Genomic DNA, 20283 nt, shown 5'->3' with positions numbered 1-20283 from the left:
AAATGGAGGTAGCCTGGTCAAGATAAAGTTAATATGTTGGATGTAGCGTTGCTGCTTCTAATAAAGAAAGGTGGGGTTTTTATGTTGAATTTTACATGGAACGTATTTTCACAAACAGGAAGCGTTGACACGTATCTGCTTTTCAAAGAGTTAGAAAAGGAGAACCTGGAAAGACCCGATGTACTTGAAGAAGAAATAGCACGACTTGATTTTCCAATCTTATAATTCTTGACCCCCTCCAACGCTCGGAGTGTAGACAAATGCTCATTAAAAGTGAAGGAATCGTCCTTAGAACAACAGATTATGGCGAAACAAACAAAATTGTCACGCTGCTCACTAGAGAACATGGGAAAATTGGTGTGATGGCAAGGGGCGCTAAGAAATCGAACAGCCGCCTGTCAGCCATAAGCCAGCCGTTTTTATACGGAACCTTCCTGATCCAATCATCAACAGGACTTGGAACGCTCCAGCAAGGTGAAATGATGGAAAGCATGCGAACCATTCGGGAAGATTTATTTCTGACCGCATATGCCGCATATATGACAGAATTACTTGATAAAGGAACAGAAGAAAAGAAGCCAAACCCTTACTTGTTTGAACTTCTTCTTCAATCTTTACGCCATCTCAATGAAGGCACAGATGCTGATATTATTTTATTTATCGTAGAGGTTAAAATGCTGTCAGTGATGGGGTTGAAGCCTGAACTGGACCAATGTGTACACTGCGGTCAAAAAGAAGGGCAGTTCCACTTCTCAATTAGAGATAACGGATTCATCTGTAAGCAATGCTTTTCTAAAGATCCATATAAACTGCCCTTATCCCCAGCAGCAGCAAGACTGCTCCGTTTGTTTCATTATTTTGATTTATCAAGGCTTGGTCAGGTTGACGTGAAACCACAAACGAAACAAGAAATTCGTCAAGTGCTCGATCATTATTATGAAGAGTATTCAGGTCTTTATTTAAAATCAAAAAAATTCATGAATCAAATGGAACCCATGAAAAAGCTAATGGACGGTGAAAACAAAAGTTGACATCTCTCGTGACTTTTTGTAAGATCATCTAAGATCAAATATGTTGCATTGACAGAAAGAAGTACTTACGTATCAGCCATAAAAGCGACCTTAGGGCGGTGTGAGCTAAGGATGGACACGTAACGAAAGGCATTCTTGAGCAACGTAAAACAAAGCGGCTGGGTGCTACGACACCAGCAAATAGGGTGGAACCGCGGGAAAAACTCTCGTCCCTATGTTTGCAAGGAACCTTGTGAGCATAGAGACGGGAGTTTTTGTGTTTTGCAAAAAGGTTCTAGGCCCCACCGCCATACATAGCGGATGGTGTAAAAAAGATGGAGGTGCGATCATTGAATATTCAAGACATGATTTTGACACTGCAAAAGCATTGGTCAAATGAAGGCTGCGTATTAATGCAGGCATATGACACAGAAAAAGGTGCTGGAACGATGAGTCCATACACGTTCCTCAGAAGCATTGGGCCAGAGCCATGGAAGGTAGCCTATGTAGAACCTTCAAGACGCCCGGCTGACGGCAGATATGGAGAAAACCCAAACAGATTGTATCAACATCATCAATTTCAAGTGATCATTAAGCCATCACCTGACAATATTCAAGAACTGTATCTAGAATCATTGAAGGCGCTTGGCATTGACCCGCTGAAACATGATATTCGTTTTGTTGAAGACAACTGGGAAAACCCATCTCTTGGCTGCGCAGGACTTGGCTGGGAAGTTTGGCTTGATGGAATGGAAATTACGCAATTTACGTATTTCCAGCAAGTCGGCGGTTTAGAATGTAAGCCAGTTTCTGTTGAAATCACATACGGAATTGAGCGTCTTGCTTCTTACATCCAGGACAAAGAAAATGTATTTGACCTTGAATGGACAGATGGCTTTACTGTAAGAGATTTATTCTTAATGGCTGAATACGAGCATTCTGTGTATACGTTTGAAACATCTAATACGGATATGCTGTTCGATTTATTTACAACATATGAAAAAGAAGCACATAGCCAAATGGACAAAGGGCTTGTTCACCCGGCATATGATTATGTACTCAAATGTTCTCACACATTTAACCTGCTTGATGCCAAAGGCGCGATTTCTGTGACTGAGCGAACAGGTTATATCGGAAGAGTACGTCAGTTAGCGAGAAAAGTAGCCAAAACATATTACGAAGAACGAGAAAAACTAGGATTCCCTATGCTAAAAGAGGAGGCGGCCTCTCATGAATAAACAAGATGTATTACTTGAAATCGGCTTAGAAGAGATGCCGGCTCGTTTCATGCCAGAAAGCACAAAGCAGCTAGGTGACAAAGTAAAAGCTTGGTTCGTAGCGCAAAATATTTCATTCGAAGACGTTGCTTTATTTAATTCACCAAGACGTCTAGCTGTACTCGTCAAAGGTGTTGCAGAAAAACAAGAGGACATCAAAGAAGAAGCAAAAGGACCGGCTAAAAAGATTGCTCAAGATGCTGAAGGCAATTGGACAAAAGCTGCCGAAGGTTTTGCCCGCGGACAAGGCGCTTCAACTGATGATCTGTATTTCAAAGACATCAAAGGTGTGGATTATGTCCATGTCCAAAAGTTTCAAGAAGGAAAACAAGTCAAAGACCTTCTTCCAGCATTGGGGGACATTGCCGCTTCATTGAGTTTTCCAAAGAACATGAGATGGGGAAGCGAGGATTTACGCTATATCCGTCCAATTAAATGGATTGTTTGTTTATTTGGTCAAGAGATCATTCCTGTCGAAATTGCAGGAGTGAAAAGCGGACGGGAGACTAGAGGACATCGTTTCCTAGGGACGACAGCCAGCATTAACACACCAGCTTCTTATGAGCAAACATTAAGAGATCAATTTGTCATTGTAGATTCAGATAAAAGAAAACAATTAATTACTGAGCAATTACATGCCCTTTCTTCCGAAAAAGGCTGGGTCATTCCAGTTGATCCTGAGCTTCTAGAAGAAGTGAACGATCTCGTTGAATATCCAACCGTTCTATTTGGTTCTTTTGAAGAAGAATTTCTTGCGCTGCCAGAAGAAGTGCTTGTCACGACAATGAAAGAGCATCAGCGTTATTTCCCAGTGAAAAATGAACAAGGGGAATTACTGCCGCACTTTATTACGGTCAGAAACGGGAACAGTGAGGCACTTGAAAATGTGGCAAGAGGGAACGAAAAGGTCCTTCGTGCACGTTTATCAGATGCGGCATTTTTCTATAAAGAAGACGAAAAACTCGTCATTGAAGACAACATTCAAAAGCTTGATAAAGTCGTATTCCATGAGAAACTTGGCACGATTGGCGACAAGCTGAAAAGAGTAACAGACATTGCCGTCCGCCTTGCTAGTCATGTGGGTGCAGATGAAGAAACGTCTAAACGCGCTGCAAGAGCAGCCAGTATTTCTAAATTTGACCTTGTGACTCAGATGGTCTATGAATTCCCAGAACTGCAAGGAATCATGGGTGAAAAATATGCTAGAGCACTTGGCGAACATGAAGAAGTGGCAAAGAGTATCAACGAGCACTATATGCCGCGTTTTGCCGGTGACGATGCGCCGTCAACACTTATTGGGGCGATTGTTGCAGTGGCGGATAAGTTAGATTCTATTTGTTCATTCTTCTCAATTGATGTCATTCCAACGGGCTCTCAAGATCCTTATGGATTAAGAAGACAAGCGAGCGGTATCGTTCAAATCCTGCTCGACCGCCAATGGAATCTTTCATTTAAAGAGCTTTTAGCACTAGCTCAAGTAGATGAAAAACATGAAGCTGCTCTCATTGAATTTTTAACACACCGTTTGAAATATGTCCTCCAAGCAGAACATATCCGTCATGACGTGGTGGAAGCAGTCCTTGATGTTGAAAATATTGAACCATATGCGGTTGTGAAAAAAGCGGCTGTTCTTGAAGAGAGCGTGAAACAGGAGAGTTTCAAAGAAACGGCTGAGGCACTAGGCCGCGTCATTTCAATCAGTAAAAAAGGGGAAGACGCACAGATTCAGCCTGAACTGTTTGAAAATGAACACGAACAAAAGCTATTTGAAGCGTATCAGCAAGCGGAAAAAGCCGTCAAAGAGTATATGGCAAAAGGTCAGTACCAATCAGCACTTGAAGCGCTAGATACATTAAAAGCACCAATTGTTCATTATTTCGACCATACCATGGTTCATGCCGATGATGAAAAACTGAAACAAAATCGTTTGGCACAAATGGTCAAACTTGCAAAAGTCATTCAATCATTTGCGAATATGAACAATTTAATTGTAAAATAAATACCTAAGAACGGTTGCCTTTTTCGAAGGGCAATCGTTTTTTACTCATTTAATTCACGGTTTTTGAGTGGATTTTTGTTTCATTCGGACGAAGATGCGCTATAATATGATGAGTTATGAAATTGATATACATAAAGTAAGGATTCGCTCTCTCTATTTAAAGGTGGTGAGTACAATCGAGTTAAATAAACGGCAAGAGCAGATTTTACAGATTGTCAAAGAGAATGGTCCGATCACTGGAGAGCATATCGCCGATCGGCTGAACTTAACAAGGGCTACCCTCAGACCGGATTTAGCCATTTTAACGATGTCTGGCTTTTTAGAAGCAAGACCAAGGGTCGGCTACTTTTTTACAGGCAAAACAGGCACGCAGCTTCTGGCAGATAAGCTGAAAAAACTTCAAGTGAAAGATTTTCAGTCCATTCCGGTCGTGATACACGAGAATGTTTCGGTTTATGATGCGATTTGTACGATGTTTTTAGAGGATGTGGGCACATTATTCGTTGTGGACGATCACTCTATTTTAACAGGCGTGTTATCAAGAAAAGACCTCCTTCGAGCAAGTATTGGGAAACAAGAGCTTCCATCTATACCTGTCCATATTATTATGACAAGAATGCCGAACATTACCGTTTGCCGCAAAGAAGATTTTATTATGGATGTGGCCAAGCACTTGATTGAAAAGCAAATAGATGCACTTCCTGTTATAAAAGATACGGATAAAGGCTTTGAAGTGGTCGGCAGAATTACGAAAACAAACATGACGAAAATACTTGTTAGCTTATCAGAGAACGAAATTATCTAATTACAGAAGACTGCGAGGGGATGTTATGAGTAATCGCGTAATTTTTGTTGTATCAGATTCAGTAGGAGAAACGGCAGAGCTCGTGGTCAAAGCGGCACTTAGCCAATTTGATGGCGGCTCATCCGACCATTCAAATATTAGAAGAATCCCATATGTAGAGGATGTCGGTACGATTAAAGAAGTGATTTCATTGGCGAAAGCAGATAATGGGATCGTTTGCTTTACTCTTGTTGTGCCAGAAATGCGCCAATTCTTAATAGAAGAAGCAGAAGCGAATGGCGTCGTGTACTATGACATTATCGGTCCACTTATTGATAAAATGGAGACGGCATATGGAAATGAAGCGAAACATGAGCCAGGTCGTGTACGTCAATTAGATGAGGACTATTTTAAAAAGGTAGAAGCCATTGAGTTCGCTGTGAAATATGATGATGGCCGGGACCCAAGAGGTATTCTAAAGGCTGATATTGTGCTGATTGGTGTATCGCGTACGTCTAAGACACCACTTTCTCAATACTTAGCACATAAACGCTTGAAGGTAGCAAACGTTCCGATTGTTCCTGAAGTTGATCCGCCAGAGGAGTTATTCTCAGTTGATCCAAAAAAATGCATCGGCCTGAAAATTAGTCCAGATAAACTAAATCATATCCGTAAAGAACGTTTAAAATCACTCGGTTTAAATGACCGTGCCATTTATGCGAATATCGAGCGGATTAAAGAGGAACTAGAATATTTTGAAAAAGTGGTTGACCGCATTAACTGTCAAGTTGTTGATGTATCGAATAAAGCAGTTGAGGAGACAGCAAATGTCATTCATCAAATGCTGACCAAAAGAGGTTCCGAATAAACTCAGGATGCTCCTCCTGGGTTTTTCCTATGGTGGGAAACGGGTAAACAAAAACAATGGCATATTTGCTGCATTTGTATTATAATAAAAAATTGTGATAAAATGATTGATTTTAGGTTTAAGTTAAGTCAAGAACGAATAAACTAATATTGGCAGAAGTCAAGTGATTCTGAACATAACTTTTCGACAAAATGAGTTTTACTGTTGATTGCTTTATGGGGGAAAAGTATGGTCTTTTTGCTTCTCTAAAGCAGGAATAAGGTGGAGGGATGGAGAATTAGTCACCTGAATGAACGTAAAAAAGAAAGGACGATTTATGTCGATGCAGATGCTTGTCCTGTAAAAGACGAAATCCTTTCTGTCGCATCTCAATTTCAAGTACCTGTGACTTTCATTGCTTCATATGAGCATTTTCAAACCAAACGGTCACCACTTGAAGATTGGCGGTTTGTTGATACACATAAGGAAGCAGCAGATTTAGTCATTGCGAACTTAGCTGTCAAGCACGATATTGTTGTCACCCAGGATATTGGTCTGGCCTCCTTACTGCTTCCAAGACAAGTCATTGTTCTGTCTGAAAGAGGACGAATGTACACAAACGAAACAATTGATTTTGATTTGGAACGCAGGCATGTTTCCAGTAAACAGCGAAGAAAAGGTGTATACGGAAAAGGTCCCAAAAAGCTTTTAGAAGAGGATAAAAAGCGATTTATTGCCCAACTACAAAAAATCCTGTCGAATCATGAAGGATTTTTGAATTAAAAGGCGAATAATGTACGACGGAGTGTTATTAGGATGAGCAAACGTATACCAGATGAACTTTTGGAGCAAATCCAAAAAAACGCAGACATTGTCGAAGTGATTGGAGAATACGTACAGCTTAGAAAACAAGGTCGGAATTACTTCGGTCTTTGTCCATTCCATGGTGAAAATACTCCTTCATTCTCTGTTTCAGCAGATAAGCAAATCTTCCATTGTTTTGGCTGTGGTGCAGGAGGCAATGTATTTTCGTTCCTCAGACAAATGGAAGGCTACTCATTTATTGAAGCCGTTTCACATGTTGCTGATAAGTACCATATTGATTTGCCGGATCATGTAGCGAATGCGCAGATCAGTTCCTCACAGCAAGAGGATACAGCAGATCATAAAATGATTGAGGCGCATGAGCTTCTTAAGAAATTTTACCACCATTTGCTGGTAAATACAAAGGAAGGTCAAAACGCACTCGATTATTTAAGGTCTAGGGGCTTTACGGATGAAACAATTGCCAAGTTTGAGATCGGGTATGCTCTCGACTCGTGGGATTTCGTGACCAAGTTTTTAGAAAAACGAGGGTTTGATCCTGCGATGATGGAGAAGGCTGGTCTTTTGATTCAACGAGAAAACGGCACAGGTTTTTTTGACCGCTTTAGAGATCGTGTCATGTTTCCAATTCATGATCATCACGGGACGGTCGTCGCTTTTTCTGGAAGATCACTTGGTGATCAGCAGCCAAAGTATATGAATAGTCCTGAAACGCCACTTTTTCATAAAAGTAAGCTGCTTTATCACTTTCATGACGCGCGTATGCATATTAGAAAACGCGAACGTGCAGTCCTTTTCGAAGGATTTGCTGACGTCATCTCGGCTGTCACAAGTGGTGTTGGCGAAAGTGTTGCAACAATGGGTACGTCTTTAACAGAAGAGCACGTAAAGCTTCTTAGGCGGAACGTTGAAGAGATCATTTTATGTTATGACTCTGACACGGCCGGGTATGAAGCGACCATGAAAGCATCAGATTTGCTTGGAAAAAGAGGATGTAAAGTTCGCGTTGCCATGATACCAGATGGACTTGATCCAGATGATTACATTCGTAAATATGGCGGCGAGAAATTTAGGAATGACATCATAGATGCAAGTGTGACATTAATGACATTTAAGATGAACTTTTTCCGAAGAGGAAAGAATTTGTCTGACGAAGGAGACCGCCTGACTTACATGAAGCAGGTTCTCCGAGAAATTAGCCGATTAAACGGTTCCTTGGAACAAGAGATTTACATGAAGCAGCTGGCTGGGGAGTTCTCCATTTCACTTGACTCATTAAAGGAGCAATTGGAGCTTTTTGAAAAGCAACAGCGACAAGAGGCAAAGAGCTCGCAAGAAGAAAATGGACTTGAAAAGCGGCGTGCACATCTGTCAACACAGGTAAGACGAAAACGTCTAAGGCCGGCATATGAAAACGCAGAGCGAATGCTCCTTGCACATATGTTGAAAAATGATGACGTGATCCGAAAAGTGCTTGATAGGATAGGGTTTGAATTTAATATAGATTCGCACAGAGCGCTGGCAACATACATTTATGCATTGTATGAAGAAGGCAAGGAGCCGACCCCGCAGCATCTGATGAACCGTATAGAAGATGATGTGATTAATCAGCTCCTGACGGATATATTCATGATTCAAGTTGGAGACGAACTAAGTGAAGCTGAATTAAGTGATTATGTAAAAAAAGTGTTGAATCATCGGAATTTGTCAATGATAAAGGAAAAAGAACTAGAACGTGCAGAGGCGGAGAGGCAAAAAGATTTCTTCAAAGCGGCAACACTTGCAAAAGAAATTATTCAGTTGAACCGTTCGCTGAAGTAATACGTCTACTATTTATGACAAGACTTACGGCTGGCAATGAATCCTTTAATGGGAGGAGCATAAGACCGCAAGCATCTTGCCTTCATCATTATTTATTTTATTCCTATTTGCTCATTCTGTTTGATAGAGAGAGAAAGGCAGAGCAGAAGCAAATCGCAAGTTACTTTAGAATTCGTTGCAAGCTTTGGAAGGAGGGATCCATAATGGCTGATAAACAAGCCCACGAAACTGAAACTGAATTAACCTTTGAACAGGTGAGAGATAAGCTCACTGAAACGGGTAAAAAACGGGGCGTTTTAACATACGAAGAAATTGCAGAGCGTATGTCTAGCTTTGAAATTGAATCAGACCAGATGGATGAATACTATGAATACTTAGGCGAACAGGGTGTAGAACTCATCAGTGAAAATGAAGAGACTGAAGACCCAAATGTTCAGCAGCTGGCTAAGGCAGAAGAGGAATTTGACCTGAATGATTTAAGCGTACCACCAGGTGTCAAAATTAATGATCCTGTTCGTATGTACTTAAAAGAGATCGGGCGCGTCAATTTGCTATCTGCTAAAGAAGAGATTACGTATGCTCAAAAGATTGAAGAAGGCGATGAGGAATCAAAAAGAAGATTAGCGGAAGCGAACCTTCGTCTCGTTGTCAGCATTGCGAAACGTTATGTTGGTCGTGGTATGCTGTTCCTTGACTTGATTCAAGAAGGAAACATGGGGCTCATGAAGGCGGTTGAGAAGTTTGATTACCGCAAAGGATACAAATTCTCAACATATGCGACTTGGTGGATTAGACAGGCGATCACACGTGCGATTGCCGATCAGGCGAGAACAATCCGGATCCCGGTTCATATGGTGGAAACCATTAATAAATTAATCCGTGTTCAAAGACAGCTTCTACAAGATCTAGGTAGAGAACCAACGCCAGAAGAAATTGCGGAAGACATGGATTTAACACCAGAGAAAGTAAGAGAAATTCTTAAAATTGCGCAAGAGCCAGTATCTTTAGAAACACCTATTGGTGAGGAAGATGACTCGCATCTTGGTGATTTTATCGAAGACCAAGAGGCGACTTCTCCATCAGACCATGCTGCCTATGAGCTCCTAAAAGAGCAGCTTGAAGATGTATTAGATACGCTAACGGACCGTGAAGAAAATGTGCTAAGACTGCGTTTCGGACTAGATGACGGAAGAACACGCACATTAGAAGAGGTAGGAAAGGTGTTTGGCGTAACAAGAGAGCGTATTCGCCAAATTGAAGCGAAAGCTCTTCGTAAATTAAGACACCCGAGCAGAAGTAAACGATTAAAAGACTTCTTAGAATAGAAACCGGACGGATCTTGAGAGAGATCCGTTCTTTCTTCATCAAAAATGAAAACGCTTTTTTGATCTGATTATATTTTACTGAATAACAAATGAATTTGCAACGTTCTTAGAGAAAAGATGTATAAAAAATACATCTAAATGTGCTGAAGGCTTCTTTTCTCATTTTGAATCATTTTTGTCTAATCTGTGAACTTGACCAAAGTTTTGTATCATAATTCGTTTACTTTTTGTAAAATTAAAGTAGAATTAGAATTGTTTGCATAGTCTCAAAGGGGTTTTTCACAAAGGGGAGGATGAAAGAAATGAAACGGAATCCACTTATACCATTCTTATTGATTGCCATTTTAGGTATTGGACTCACTTTTTTCTTATCAATGAAGGGGCTGAAAGATGAAGACAAAATTGCCTCTGGGGGCAAAGAGCAAAAGCAAGAAGAGACCGCAAATGCGACGCCGGAAGAATTGTATAAGCAGAACTGTATTAGCTGTCATGGGGAAAACTACGAAGGTGGCGCTGGTCCTGCATTAAAAGGTGTTGGCGACAAGCTTGAAGTAGCAGACATCAAGAAGAAAATTCAAGAAGGCGGAAATGGGATGCCGGGCGGGCTAATTCCGAATGAAAAGCTCGATGAAATGTCAGAATGGGTATCCAAAATTAAATAATAAAGCGCAAAAAGCTCTTTTTCATCAGAAGAGCTTTTTTCATTTGAAAACGACTTTTAAAAAGTCCATAATTTATATAAGATAGACAAGTATGAACATTAAAGAAAAGTAGTGATATGGATGAATGAAATGAATTTGTCAAAACGATTAAAAAGAGTCGCAGACTTTTTACCAAAAGAGGCGGTCTTTGCTGATATCGGCTCAGATCATGCCTATTTGCCATGTTATGCGATATTATATCATAAAGCATTGAAAGCCATTGCTGGTGAAATTACTGATGGACCGCTTCAATCTGCGAAGCAGCAAGTACATAGGCTTGAATTAGATGAGCAGATTTCAGTCAGAAAAGGCAATGGCCTTGAAGTGATTGAAAAAGGCGAGGTGAATGCTGTCACAATTGCAGGAATGGGCGGAGCACTCATTGCAAGCATTCTAAATGAAGGTAAACACAAGCTCACAGGGCAGGAGCGGCTTATTCTTCAGCCTAATATTCATGCCCACCATATTCGTTTATGGCTCTATCAAGAGGGGTATGAACTGTTGGATGAAGTGATTTTAGAAGAAGATGGAAAAATATACGAAATCATCATTGCCGAAACTGGCGACAAAGATAAAGCCTATGAAGGCATGTCGATTGAAACAGGCATGCTCGTTGGTCCGTTTCTTGCCAAAGAGCAAAATGATGTCTTCCGGCGCAAATGGATGAATGAGCTTCAGCACATGGAGCATATAGAAGGCCAGATTCAACAAGCAGCGCCGACGGAAGAGAACAAAGAACGTCTGAAAGAGCTGAATGCGAAAATAAAAATTCTAAAGGAGGTTTTGACTGTTGGCTAAAACAGTGAACGGGCATGAAATCATCCAATTATTTGAGCAATTTTCACCAAAGGCATATGCGGTGGAAGGTGATAAAATCGGGCTCCAGATTGGAACGCTGAATAAAAAAGTGACCAATGTCATGATCACCTTAGATGTATTAGAAAATGTGGTAGATGAGGCAATTGAGCGGAAGGTGGATCTCATTATTGCCCACCATCCGCCAATTTTCCGTCCATTAAAACATGTGGCGACAGATCAGCCGGCAGGACGGATCATTGAGAAATGCATCAAACATGATATTGCGGTGTATGTAGCACATACAAACCTGGATGTGGCTGATGGAGGAGTCAATGACTTGCTTGCAGACGCTTTAGAGCTCGGGGAAACAAAAGTGCTAGTTCCAACATACGAAGATCCAATTAAGCAGCTAGCCTTGTATGTTCCAGTGGAATTTGAAGAGGCCATCAGGACGGCTTTAGGAAATGCGGGAGCTGGCCATATTGGCAACTACAGTCATTGCGCTTTTTCAAATGAAGGGACAGGCAGTTTTCTGCCATCAGAAGAAGCTGTGCCATTTATTGGTGAGACGGGTAAATTGGAATTTGTGAAAGAAGTACGAATCGAAACCATTTTCCCAGCAAGTATTGAAAAACAAGTGATTCGTGAAATGATCAAAGCACACCCTTATGAAGAAGTGGCTTACAGTGTACACACGACAGATCTTCCTCCTATTCAAAAAGGCCTTGGTCGTATTGGTGAATTAAAAGAACCTATGACACTTAAAGACTTCACTCAATTTGTGAAAACGAAGTTAGATGTGAATGGAGCGCGTTTTGTAGGAGATCAGGAAGCGGTCGTGAAAAAAGTAGCTGTGCTTGGAGGAGACGGAAATAAATATATCCATCAAGCGAAAAGAATGGGTGCAGATGTGTACGTGACTGGTGACCTTTATTTCCATGTCGCTCACGATGCCATGATGCTCGGACTGAATGTAGTGGACCCAGGTCATTACGCAGAAAAGATCATGAAAGAGGGCGTGAAGACAAAGCTAGAATCGCTATGTACAGATAAAAAATATGATGTGCAATTCTTTGTATCAGAATCAAACACAAACCCGTTTCAATTTGTGTAAGCAAAAACGTCAGAGCATAGCAGCTCTGACGTTTTTTTATTTCTTTGTTTTCACACGAGGTAATATCTTAGAAAGAGGAACCGTCCGTTCAATTTTCCATGTCGATTCATCATCAGGTTCGTAGTTTTCTAAGAAACGAATGACTTCTTTTGTAATAGGTGTTGGTGTGGAAGCACCTGCAGTAACGGCAACGGTTTTTACCCCTTGGAGCCATTCAAGCTTTAACTCACTGAGATCACCAATTCGGTAAGCCTGCGTTCCTGCAATCTCCATTGACACTTGCGCCAGACGATTTGAGTTATTGCTTTTTGGATCGCCGACCACAATGGTCAGATCGGCTTGGCCTGCTTGCTGTGACACAGCTTCCTGACGTACCTGTGTCGCAAGGCAGATTTCTTGATGGTACTCGACGTGAGGATATTTTTCTTTAATGAGCTCCATCAGATCATGAACATCCCACTGAGACATTGTCGTCTGATTGGTGATGAGCAGTTTATCTGACGTTAAATCGAGCGCTTTAATATCAGCTTCTGTTTCGACAAGGTGGACTTTGTCAGGTGCAACACCGACGGCTCCTTCTGGCTCAGGGTGACCCTTTTTCCCGATATAAATAATGTCATATCCATCAGCTGTTTTTTCTGAAATGAGTTCATGTGTTTTCGTGACATCTGGACAGGTCGCATCAATGGCGACAAGGCCTTTTTCTTCTGCAATTTGACGGACTTCAGGAGATACGCCGTGAGCGGTGAAAATCACTGTGCCACTTTCAACCTGTTTTAAAATATCCAGACGGTTTGGTCCGTCCAGTGTGTAAATTCCATCTTCTTCGAAGGCATCTGTGACATGTTTGTTGTGCACAATCATACCTAATATATAAATTGGGCGTGGCAAGTTTTTATCAAGTGCGGCATTTTTAGCAATGACCATTGCATCTACAACGCCATAGCAATAGCCACGCGGCGAAATTTTAATTACATTCATTTATTCGTCCTCCTGTAGGGAAGTGCTGCTAGAGAAGAACAATATAAAAAGCCGTGAAAAACGGCTTTTGATCATTCTCTTCCTTCATTATAGCCAAAGTAAGCGCATATATCAAAGATTGTTATACATGGGAAACACTTTGCCTTTAAAAGATCACTAGACATATAGTTTCGGAATGGAACTACCCGATCTTTTTTTCGATTTTGCTTCAGGAGCAGCTGATGTGTGTACAGTGGTTTTTTTGACAAGGATGTCCTCTGGTTCTTCTTCTTTTCCTTCTTCTATTTCATCATCAACTGATTCGTGCGGAACGTCTGTTTCTGCAGTGATTTCTTTTGGTTCTTCGTCTGCATCATTCGTATTTGTTTCATCGTCATCCGCACTGCCAAGCTGGCTATAGAGTTTAATCATGGCAGGCAAATTTCTGACTAAAGGACCGTATTGCTGAATCATAGGCGTGAATTGCTGCGCCATTCCGAGTACTTTTTGAACATTTCCTAACATGCTTGAAAGGTTCGCAGGGTTTGCGAAGCTCTGGATTCCTTGTAATCCCGCACCACCTCCAGCTCCAGATATCCCTGCTCCTCCAGCTCCAGGAAGAAATTTTGCCAGCATGCCCTTAATTCCGGCTCCGCCGCCTAGTGCACGGCTTTCGCCTCCAGGAATGCCACCACCCATCCCGCGTAGACCGCCGCCTTGTACAGACGGAGAGCGAGGCATCATTTGTTGAAATTGGTTGCCTTGCCCTTGAAAAGGCTGTTCGATCGGAGCCTGCTGTCTCCGTTGAAAAATTCCGGGCTGTCCGCCATTTCCAAGGTGCCGGCGTGAGGGGCGATGCGGCTGAAAATCGCCCATAGGCCTTTGCCCTAACATACTTGTACCTCCCTTACTGCATTCTCTTTCTCTTCATAGGTTATGCAGGGAAGTATCATTTGGTTTCCTGTGAGAAAAGCGGACATGGTTTTTTTGCGGAAAATCAGCTATAATGAGGAGATGAGCAAAAAGGCATTGCCTTAAGGAGTGAAAACATGAAAGAAACGAAATTTACGACATATGAATTAAAGTCTTTTATTATAGATGCTATTCATGAACTGGGCTTTTATGAGCCGACTGATATTCAAAAAAGAATCATACCTGCGGTTTTAAAAGGTGAAAGCGTGATTGGACAGTCTCAAACAGGGACAGGGAAAACCCATGCGTATTTATTGCCGCTTATTCATTCAATTGATCCAAGCAAAGAGCAAGTACAAGTGGTCATTACTGCACCAACACGAGAATTAGCGAATCAAATTTTTAAAGAAGCACAAACGATCTTAAAAAATACGCCTCCAGAAGAAGAAATCAAGGCAAAGCTTTACATTGGCGGAACGGACAAGCAGAAATCCATTCAAAAGCTAAAGAATCAGCCGCACTTAGTGGTCGGCACTCCTGGACGTATTGCTGATCTTATTCATGAGCAAGCGCTGAATGTGTACAAAGCAACATCTCTTGTCATTGATGAAGCCGACCTGATGCTGGATATGGGCTTTTTAGAAGATGTGGATCGTATTGGTTCACAAATGCCAGAACAGTTGCAAATGCTCGTGTTCTCAGCAACTATTCCAGAAAAATTAAAACCTTTCCTCAAAAAATATATGGATAATCCGAAATATGCACATGTTGAACCGAAACGCATTACGGCTGAAAACATTCAGCATATTTTAGTTCCATCTAAACAGCGTGATAAATTAAAATTACTTCATGAAATGGTGACGAATGTACAGCCTTATTTAGGGATCATCTTTGCCAATACGAAATCAACTGTTGATGAAATTGCCTCATTCCTACAGGAAAAAGGAATGAAAATTGGGGTACTTCATGGTGGTTTAACGCCTCGTGAACGTAAAAAAGTGATGAAACAAATTGAAGATTTGGAGTTCACCTATATTGTGGCATCTGATCTTGCTGCCCGCGGGATTGATATTAAGGGCGTCAGCCACGTGATTAACTATGAGCTCCCATCCGATCTTGATTTTTATGTTCACCGTGTGGGAAGAACGGCTCGCGCTGGTTCATCTGGCATTGCGATGACCATTTATGATCTTGCTGATGAGGATGCACTCGTTCAAATTGAAAAAATGGGTGTTGTGTTTGAAAACAAAACGATTGTTCATGGCGAATGGCGAGATGCAGATGATCGTTTGAAGCGTCAAAGACGTAAAAAAGCACCAAATGAAATTGAAGAAAAAGCAAAACGTCTTGTCAGAAAACCGAAAGCCGTCAAACCTGGATATAAAAAGAAAATGACACGTGAGATGGATAAGATCAAAAGACAAGAACGTAGAAAGTCAAAGCGTAACGGAAAGTAGGGGGACACATTGTTGAAGATTGGATCACATGTATCCATGAGCGGAAAACATATGCTACTTGCAGCGAGTGAGGAAGCTGCCTCTTATGGTTCAAATACTTTTATGATTTATACAGGTGCACCGCAAAATACGCGCCGTAAAAAAATTGAAGATCTCAATATTGAAGCTGGACAAGCGCATATGAAAGAGCATGGTATGACAGATATCGTCGTTCATGCACCGTATATTATCAATATTGGGAACACAGTGAATCCAGCGACATTTGAGCTTGGAGTGGACTTCCTTCGCTCTGAGATAGAGCGTACAGAAGCGCTAGGTGCAAGACAAATTGTTCTTCATCCAGGTGCGCATGTCGGAGCAGGTGCAGATGCTGGAATTCAAAAAATCATTGAAGGTCTCAATGAAGTCATTGTGAAGGGGCAGGAGGTTCAAATTGCGCTGGAAACAATGGCAGGAAAAGGATCAGAGTGCGGAAGAAGCTTTGAAGAGCTTGCCCAAATTATTGACGGTGTGACACATAACGAAGCACTTTCTGTTTGCTTTGATACGTGTCACACGCACGATGCAGGTTATCCCATTGTGAGTGATTTTGATGGAGTTTTAGAAGAATTTGATCGAATTGTCGGGATCGACCGAATCAAAGTTCTTCATATTAATGATAGTAAAAATGTACAAGGCGCAAGAAAAGACCGACATGAAAATATCGGTTTTGGAGAAATTGGTTTTGATGCCCTGAGCTATATCGTTCATCATCCACAGCTTCAAGATGTGCCGAAGATTCTAGAAACGCCTTATGTAGGTGAAGATAAAAAGAACAAGAAACCACCTTATAAATTCGAAATTGCGATGCTGAAAGAAAAGCAATTTGATGAAGGTTTACTAGATAAGATTACGGGTCAATAAAAAGTGCATGCAATGTGATGAGGTGCCGCTAAATGCGGCCCTTTTTTGCCTAATTTGTGAATTGATTAAACAGATCATTGACGGTCTGTGCTGTCTGTTTAGACGTAATCGCTTCCACTTGCTTAAGCAGCCGGTTGCGCTCTGCATCGTTAAAAATATTGACGTTTTTCCCATTCATAAGTTTGGCGACCTCTGCAGCCTGATTGGATGTTAAGCTGACCCCATACTGTTTTGCATACCTTAACAAGTCATTTGCTGTGATCTGATTCAGACGCTGCAACACAATTTTTTGAATTAAAATCAATTCCATTCCTCCCCTCTGTATCAATGTATGGGCGAAAACGGAAAATGTGCAAAAAATTTTATTTTACTCTGTGAAATGATAAAATAGTAAAGTGAATAAAATGTTCATTGAAAACTAAACATGTGTAGAAGGGAGAACGTATGGCAAATAGTAAACAGCATAAAAAGGAATCAGTGCCTCATTTTATTTTGAGAATTTTTCTGATTCTAGTAGGAGCTGCATGTGCAGCAGTCAGCATTGAATTATTTTTAGTGCCAAACAATATTATTGATGGAGGCATCATCGGTATTTCGCTTATTTTGGATTATCTTTTTACGGATAACCCATTCATTAATTTTGCGACGATTGTTGTCATTTTAAATATTCCATTTATGATATCAGGATACAAACATATTGGGAAAACCTTCTTGATTTCCACTGTGATTGGGATTGTCAGCTTGGCCGTGATTGAATCTTCACTCCATCATGTAGAAGCATTTACGACGCAGCCGATTTTAGCTACTGTATTTGGAGGGCTGTTACTCGGGTTTGGCGTTGGGCTTGTGATACGGAATGGAGGCTCAATGGACGGAACGGAAATCTTAGGAATTCTTCTCACGAAAAAAATTCCTTTCTCCGTCGGTGAGTTTGTCATGATCGTCAATGTGTTCATTTTTATTTGGGCGGGCTTTGTCTTCGGACCGGAGCAAGCTATGTATTCTGTCATGACATATTATTTGGCAATGAAAACAATTGATGCTGTTATTCAAGGGCTTGATGAAACAAAAGCGGTCATTATCGTTTCGGATTATTATGATGAAATTTCAGATGCGATCCTTCATCGTCTCGGCAGGGGAACCACCAAGCTTAGAGGAAAAGGCGGTTATACCGATGAAGAAAAAGATGTCATTTACGCCGTCGTGACAAGACTTGAAATTACGAAGCTGAAATCTATCGTGTTTGAAATTGATGGTCAAGCCTTTATTACGATTATGGATACGCATGAAACAAAAGGCGGTAAATTCAAAACAGCCATTCATTAGCTTTTATTTTACTTTTTTATCTTTCTTTTATATAATGAAATGTATGTATGGACAAAGAAAATGGCTTTTGCCATTTTCTTTTTGTTGTATAAATCGTAATCATTCTTTTTATATTGGATTAAAGGTGGAAGATTTATGGCAAAGCCAATTATTGAAATGAAGGACATTTCGTATTCATATGGACAGCGAAATGTCATTGATCACATTCATTTAACAGTAGAGGAAGGAAACTTTCTAGCACTTGTTGGACCGAATGGATCTGGTAAAACAACCTTATTAAAATGCCTGCTTGGCTTGATTAAACCCCAGCAGGGAGAATTAAAGCTGTTTGGCACACCTGCTCAAAAATTTAAAGACTGGGATCAAATTGGATTTGTTTCTCAAAAGGCGAATAGCTTTAATACAGGGTTTCCTGCTTCTGTATACGAGGTCGTGGCAAGTGGTTTAACGGCGAAGATTGGTTTATTCAAACGCATGAGTAAGCAGGATAAGCTTCAAGTAGATGAGGCGATCCGCTCAGTTGGTATACAAGACTTAAAACATCAAAACATTGGTGAGCTTTCAGGCGGTCAGCAGCAGCGTACATTTATTGCCCGTGCACTCGTCAGTCAGCCGAAGCTGCTTATTTTAGATGAACCGACTGTGGGTGTAGACCAAAGAACAGTAGAGGGCTTTTATCAGCTGTTAGAAACATTGAACAAAGAAAAAGGAATGTCTTTAATTCTCGTTACACATGATGTAGGAACCGTTTCTGACAAAGTCACGCATGTGGCTTGTTTAAATCAGACACTTCATTTTCATGGAGATGCGGAAACGTTTGATTCGATGGATGATCAGGCGCTTTCTCAGTTTTACGGGCATGACATTCAAGTGATTCATCACGATCATCACCATCATGGGGGACATGAATAATGCTATTTCCATTTTTTCATTATGAATTTTTACAAAATGCGTTTATCGCAGGTATGCTGATCGGCTTTATTGCGCCCTTACTTGGTGTATTTATTGTCGTGAGAAGGCTCTCTCTCATCGCAGATGCACTTAGTCATGTGTCACTTGCTGGGATAGCGGCGAGTTTATTCCTTGATAAAAAGTTTGGACTTTTGACAGGGGTTAGCCCGCTTTACTTAGGAATGGCTTTTTCTGTGGCTGGCTCATTGTTTATCGAACGTCTGCGCTCTGTGTATAAACATTATCAGGAGCTGGCGATTCCCATTATTTTATCAGGTGGTATTGGGATCTCTGTTATTTTCATTTCACTTGCAAATGGTTTTAATACAGATTTGTTCAGTTATTTGTTCGGAAGTGTCAGTGCGGTTTCAAGGCTTGATCTTTGGATTATTGTTGGGATCTCACTTGTCGTTGTATTAGTGGTTGTGCTCTTATATAAAGAATTGTTTTTGCTTTCTTTTGATGAAGAACATGCAAAGGCTTCTGGTATTTCAGCTAAGTGGATTCATTTTATTTTTATTTTAGTCGTTGCACTTGTCATCGCAGCATCGATGCGTATTGTCGGTACACTCCTAGTGTCCGCACTCATGACACTGCCTGTTGCGGCAAGTATTCGGATTGCCAAAGGGTTTAAACAGGCGATTTTCCTTTCCATCTTATTTGGGGAATTGTCTGTCATGGTCGGCTTGATTTTAAGTTATTATCTTGATTTAGCGCCGGGTGGAACCATTGTGATGCTGTCTATCTTGATTTTAATCGGATGTATTAGTATTGGGAAATTCAGAAGGGGGAATCATCATGAACGTACAAGAAGCGCTTGATTTATTAAAGGAAAAAGGCTATAAATATACAAGCAAACGTGAAGATATGCTTCAATTGTTTTCTGATTCTGATAAATACTTGACCGCTAAAAATGTATTAACAGCATTAAGTGAAGATTACCCAGGGCTTAGTTTTGATACGATTTATCGAAACCTGTCTTTATATGAAGATCTTGGGATATTAGAGACAACGGAATTATCAGGGGAGAAACTGTTCCGTTTTAAATGTTCGTTTTCCCACCATCATCATCACTTTATTTGTTTGACGTGTGGTAAAACAAAGGAAATCGACGCTTGCCCTATGGACAAGCTTGATGCTGATCTAGAGGATTATCACATTAGCGGACATAAATTTGAAATTTACGGAACGTGTCCTTCTTGCGAACCGAAAGAAGTTCATTCATGAAAGAAGCCAGCCGATGGGCTGGCTTTTTGTTTTGTCATATTGAAAA

21 protein-coding genes are annotated in these 20283 nt (G+C 40.9%); 18 read left to right on the top strand and 3 right to left on the bottom strand.

What is annotated here, in order from left to right; translation table 11 throughout:
- The first annotated feature begins 81 nt into the window (after window positions 1–81).
- The 12 genes from NSQ64_RS13395 to NSQ64_RS13340 all read left to right on the top strand — a co-directional run bounded on the left by NSQ64_RS13395 (window position 82) and on the right by NSQ64_RS13340 (window position 12501).
- Window positions 82–225 carry a YqzL family protein gene (locus tag NSQ64_RS13395; protein ID WP_008342408.1) on the top strand — a complete coding sequence of 48 codons (144 nt, stop codon included), beginning with the start codon at window positions 82–84 and terminating at the stop codon, window positions 223–225.
- Window positions 226–260: 35 nt separating this feature from the next.
- Window positions 261–1031 (top strand): DNA repair protein RecO, encoded by a 771-nt coding sequence (recO, locus tag NSQ64_RS13390; RefSeq protein WP_341016902.1) that lies wholly within the window; start codon window positions 261–263, stop codon window positions 1029–1031.
- A gap of 329 nt (window positions 1032–1360) precedes the next feature.
- The gene (gene glyQ / locus NSQ64_RS13385) at window positions 1361–2248 is read left to right on the top strand and encodes a glycine--tRNA ligase subunit alpha (protein WP_003217487.1); all 888 of its coding nucleotides are present in this window, start codon (window positions 1361–1363) and stop codon (window positions 2246–2248) included.
- Complete coding sequence (gene glyS, locus NSQ64_RS13380) at window positions 2241–4286, top strand: glycine--tRNA ligase subunit beta (RefSeq protein ID WP_341016899.1); 2046 nt, start codon at window positions 2241–2243, stop codon at window positions 4284–4286. Before glyQ ends, glyS begins: the two co-directional genes overlap by 8 nt.
- Before the next feature lie 166 nt (window positions 4287–4452).
- Entirely contained in the window at window positions 4453–5091 is a 639-nt protein-coding gene (locus NSQ64_RS13375; RefSeq protein ID WP_024423017.1) for a helix-turn-helix transcriptional regulator, read from the top strand.
- A 25-nt stretch (window positions 5092–5116) separates the two neighbouring features.
- Window positions 5117–5938, top strand: coding sequence for a pyruvate, water dikinase regulatory protein (locus tag NSQ64_RS13370; RefSeq protein WP_008342399.1), 822 nt, complete (start codon window positions 5117–5119; stop codon window positions 5936–5938).
- A gap of 261 nt (window positions 5939–6199) precedes the next feature.
- A complete protein-coding gene (locus NSQ64_RS13365) occupies window positions 6200–6700 on the top strand; it encodes a YaiI/YqxD family protein (RefSeq protein WP_008342395.1) in 501 nt (166 codons plus the stop codon).
- Between the two features lie 33 nt (window positions 6701–6733).
- Window positions 6734–8563: a DNA primase gene (dnaG, locus tag NSQ64_RS13360; RefSeq protein ID WP_008342393.1), complete on the top strand. Its 1830-nt coding sequence runs from the start codon at window positions 6734–6736 to the stop codon at window positions 8561–8563.
- Window positions 8564–8766: 203 nt separating this feature from the next.
- Window positions 8767–9888 carry an RNA polymerase sigma factor RpoD gene (rpoD, locus tag NSQ64_RS13355; RefSeq protein WP_008342392.1) on the top strand — a complete coding sequence of 374 codons (1122 nt, stop codon included), beginning with the start codon at window positions 8767–8769 and terminating at the stop codon, window positions 9886–9888.
- Between the two features lie 302 nt (window positions 9889–10190).
- Entirely contained in the window at window positions 10191–10550 is a 360-nt protein-coding gene (gene cccA, locus NSQ64_RS13350) for a cytochrome c550 (protein WP_008342390.1), read from the top strand.
- A 120-nt stretch (window positions 10551–10670) separates the two neighbouring features.
- Window positions 10671–11387 carry a tRNA (adenine(22)-N(1))-methyltransferase gene (locus NSQ64_RS13345; RefSeq protein ID WP_341016896.1) on the top strand — a complete coding sequence of 239 codons (717 nt, stop codon included), beginning with the start codon at window positions 10671–10673 and terminating at the stop codon, window positions 11385–11387.
- Window positions 11380–12501, top strand: a complete 1122-nt coding sequence (locus tag NSQ64_RS13340) for a Nif3-like dinuclear metal center hexameric protein (protein WP_017367619.1) — start codon at window positions 11380–11382, stop codon at window positions 12499–12501. Before NSQ64_RS13345 ends, NSQ64_RS13340 begins: the two co-directional genes overlap by 8 nt.
- A gap of 36 nt (window positions 12502–12537) precedes the next feature.
- Here the strand turns inward: NSQ64_RS13340 and NSQ64_RS13335 are convergent, their stop codons facing one another.
- The gene (locus tag NSQ64_RS13335) at window positions 12538–13482 is read right to left on the bottom strand and encodes a 4-hydroxy-3-methylbut-2-enyl diphosphate reductase (protein WP_007501283.1); all 945 of its coding nucleotides are present in this window, start codon (window positions 13480–13482) and stop codon (window positions 12538–12540) included.
- A gap of 156 nt (window positions 13483–13638) precedes the next feature.
- Complete coding sequence (gene vrrA, locus NSQ64_RS13330) at window positions 13639–14355, bottom strand: VrrA/YqfQ family protein (RefSeq protein WP_341016893.1); 717 nt, start codon at window positions 14353–14355, stop codon at window positions 13639–13641.
- A 155-nt stretch (window positions 14356–14510) separates the two neighbouring features.
- Here vrrA and NSQ64_RS13325 point away from each other — a divergent pair, with 155 nt between their 5' ends.
- Window positions 14511–15830, top strand: a complete 1320-nt coding sequence (locus NSQ64_RS13325; RefSeq protein WP_024718822.1) for a DEAD/DEAH box helicase — start codon at window positions 14511–14513, stop codon at window positions 15828–15830.
- Window positions 15831–15839: 9 nt separating this feature from the next.
- Window positions 15840–16733, top strand: a complete 894-nt coding sequence (locus NSQ64_RS13320) for a deoxyribonuclease IV (RefSeq protein WP_017358005.1) — start codon at window positions 15840–15842, stop codon at window positions 16731–16733.
- 49 nt (window positions 16734–16782) lie between these two features.
- On the opposite strand, the gene NSQ64_RS13315 is transcribed toward NSQ64_RS13320, so the two are convergent.
- Window positions 16783–17037 (bottom strand): DUF2624 domain-containing protein, encoded by a 255-nt coding sequence (locus NSQ64_RS13315; protein WP_008342377.1) that lies wholly within the window; start codon window positions 17035–17037, stop codon window positions 16783–16785.
- Window positions 17038–17177: 140 nt separating this feature from the next.
- On the opposite strand from NSQ64_RS13315, the gene NSQ64_RS13310 reads away from it, so the two are divergent.
- The 4 genes from NSQ64_RS13310 (at window position 17178) to NSQ64_RS13295 (ending at window position 20237) form a co-directional block, all read left to right on the top strand.
- Entirely contained in the window at window positions 17178–18059 is an 882-nt protein-coding gene (locus tag NSQ64_RS13310; RefSeq protein WP_007501276.1) for a YitT family protein, read from the top strand.
- Between the two features lie 135 nt (window positions 18060–18194).
- Window positions 18195–18971, top strand: coding sequence for a metal ABC transporter ATP-binding protein (locus NSQ64_RS13305; protein ID WP_008342368.1), 777 nt, complete (start codon window positions 18195–18197; stop codon window positions 18969–18971).
- Complete coding sequence (locus NSQ64_RS13300; RefSeq protein WP_007501274.1) at window positions 18971–19831, top strand: metal ABC transporter permease; 861 nt, start codon at window positions 18971–18973, stop codon at window positions 19829–19831. Before NSQ64_RS13305 ends, NSQ64_RS13300 begins: the two co-directional genes overlap by 1 nt.
- Window positions 19809–20237, top strand: a complete 429-nt coding sequence (locus NSQ64_RS13295) for a Fur family transcriptional regulator (protein WP_003217433.1) — start codon at window positions 19809–19811, stop codon at window positions 20235–20237. The genes NSQ64_RS13300 and NSQ64_RS13295 overlap by 23 nt, the downstream gene beginning before the upstream one ends.
- The last annotated feature ends 46 nt before the right edge of the window (window positions 20238–20283 follow it).

This window comes from Bacillus sp. FSL W8-0183 (assembly GCF_038006825.1).
GTDB lineage: Bacteria > Bacillota > Bacilli > Bacillales > Bacillaceae > Bacillus > Bacillus altitudinis.
Note: the sequence above shows the minus strand (reverse complement) of the source record. Positions and strands in the feature narration are given on the sequence as shown.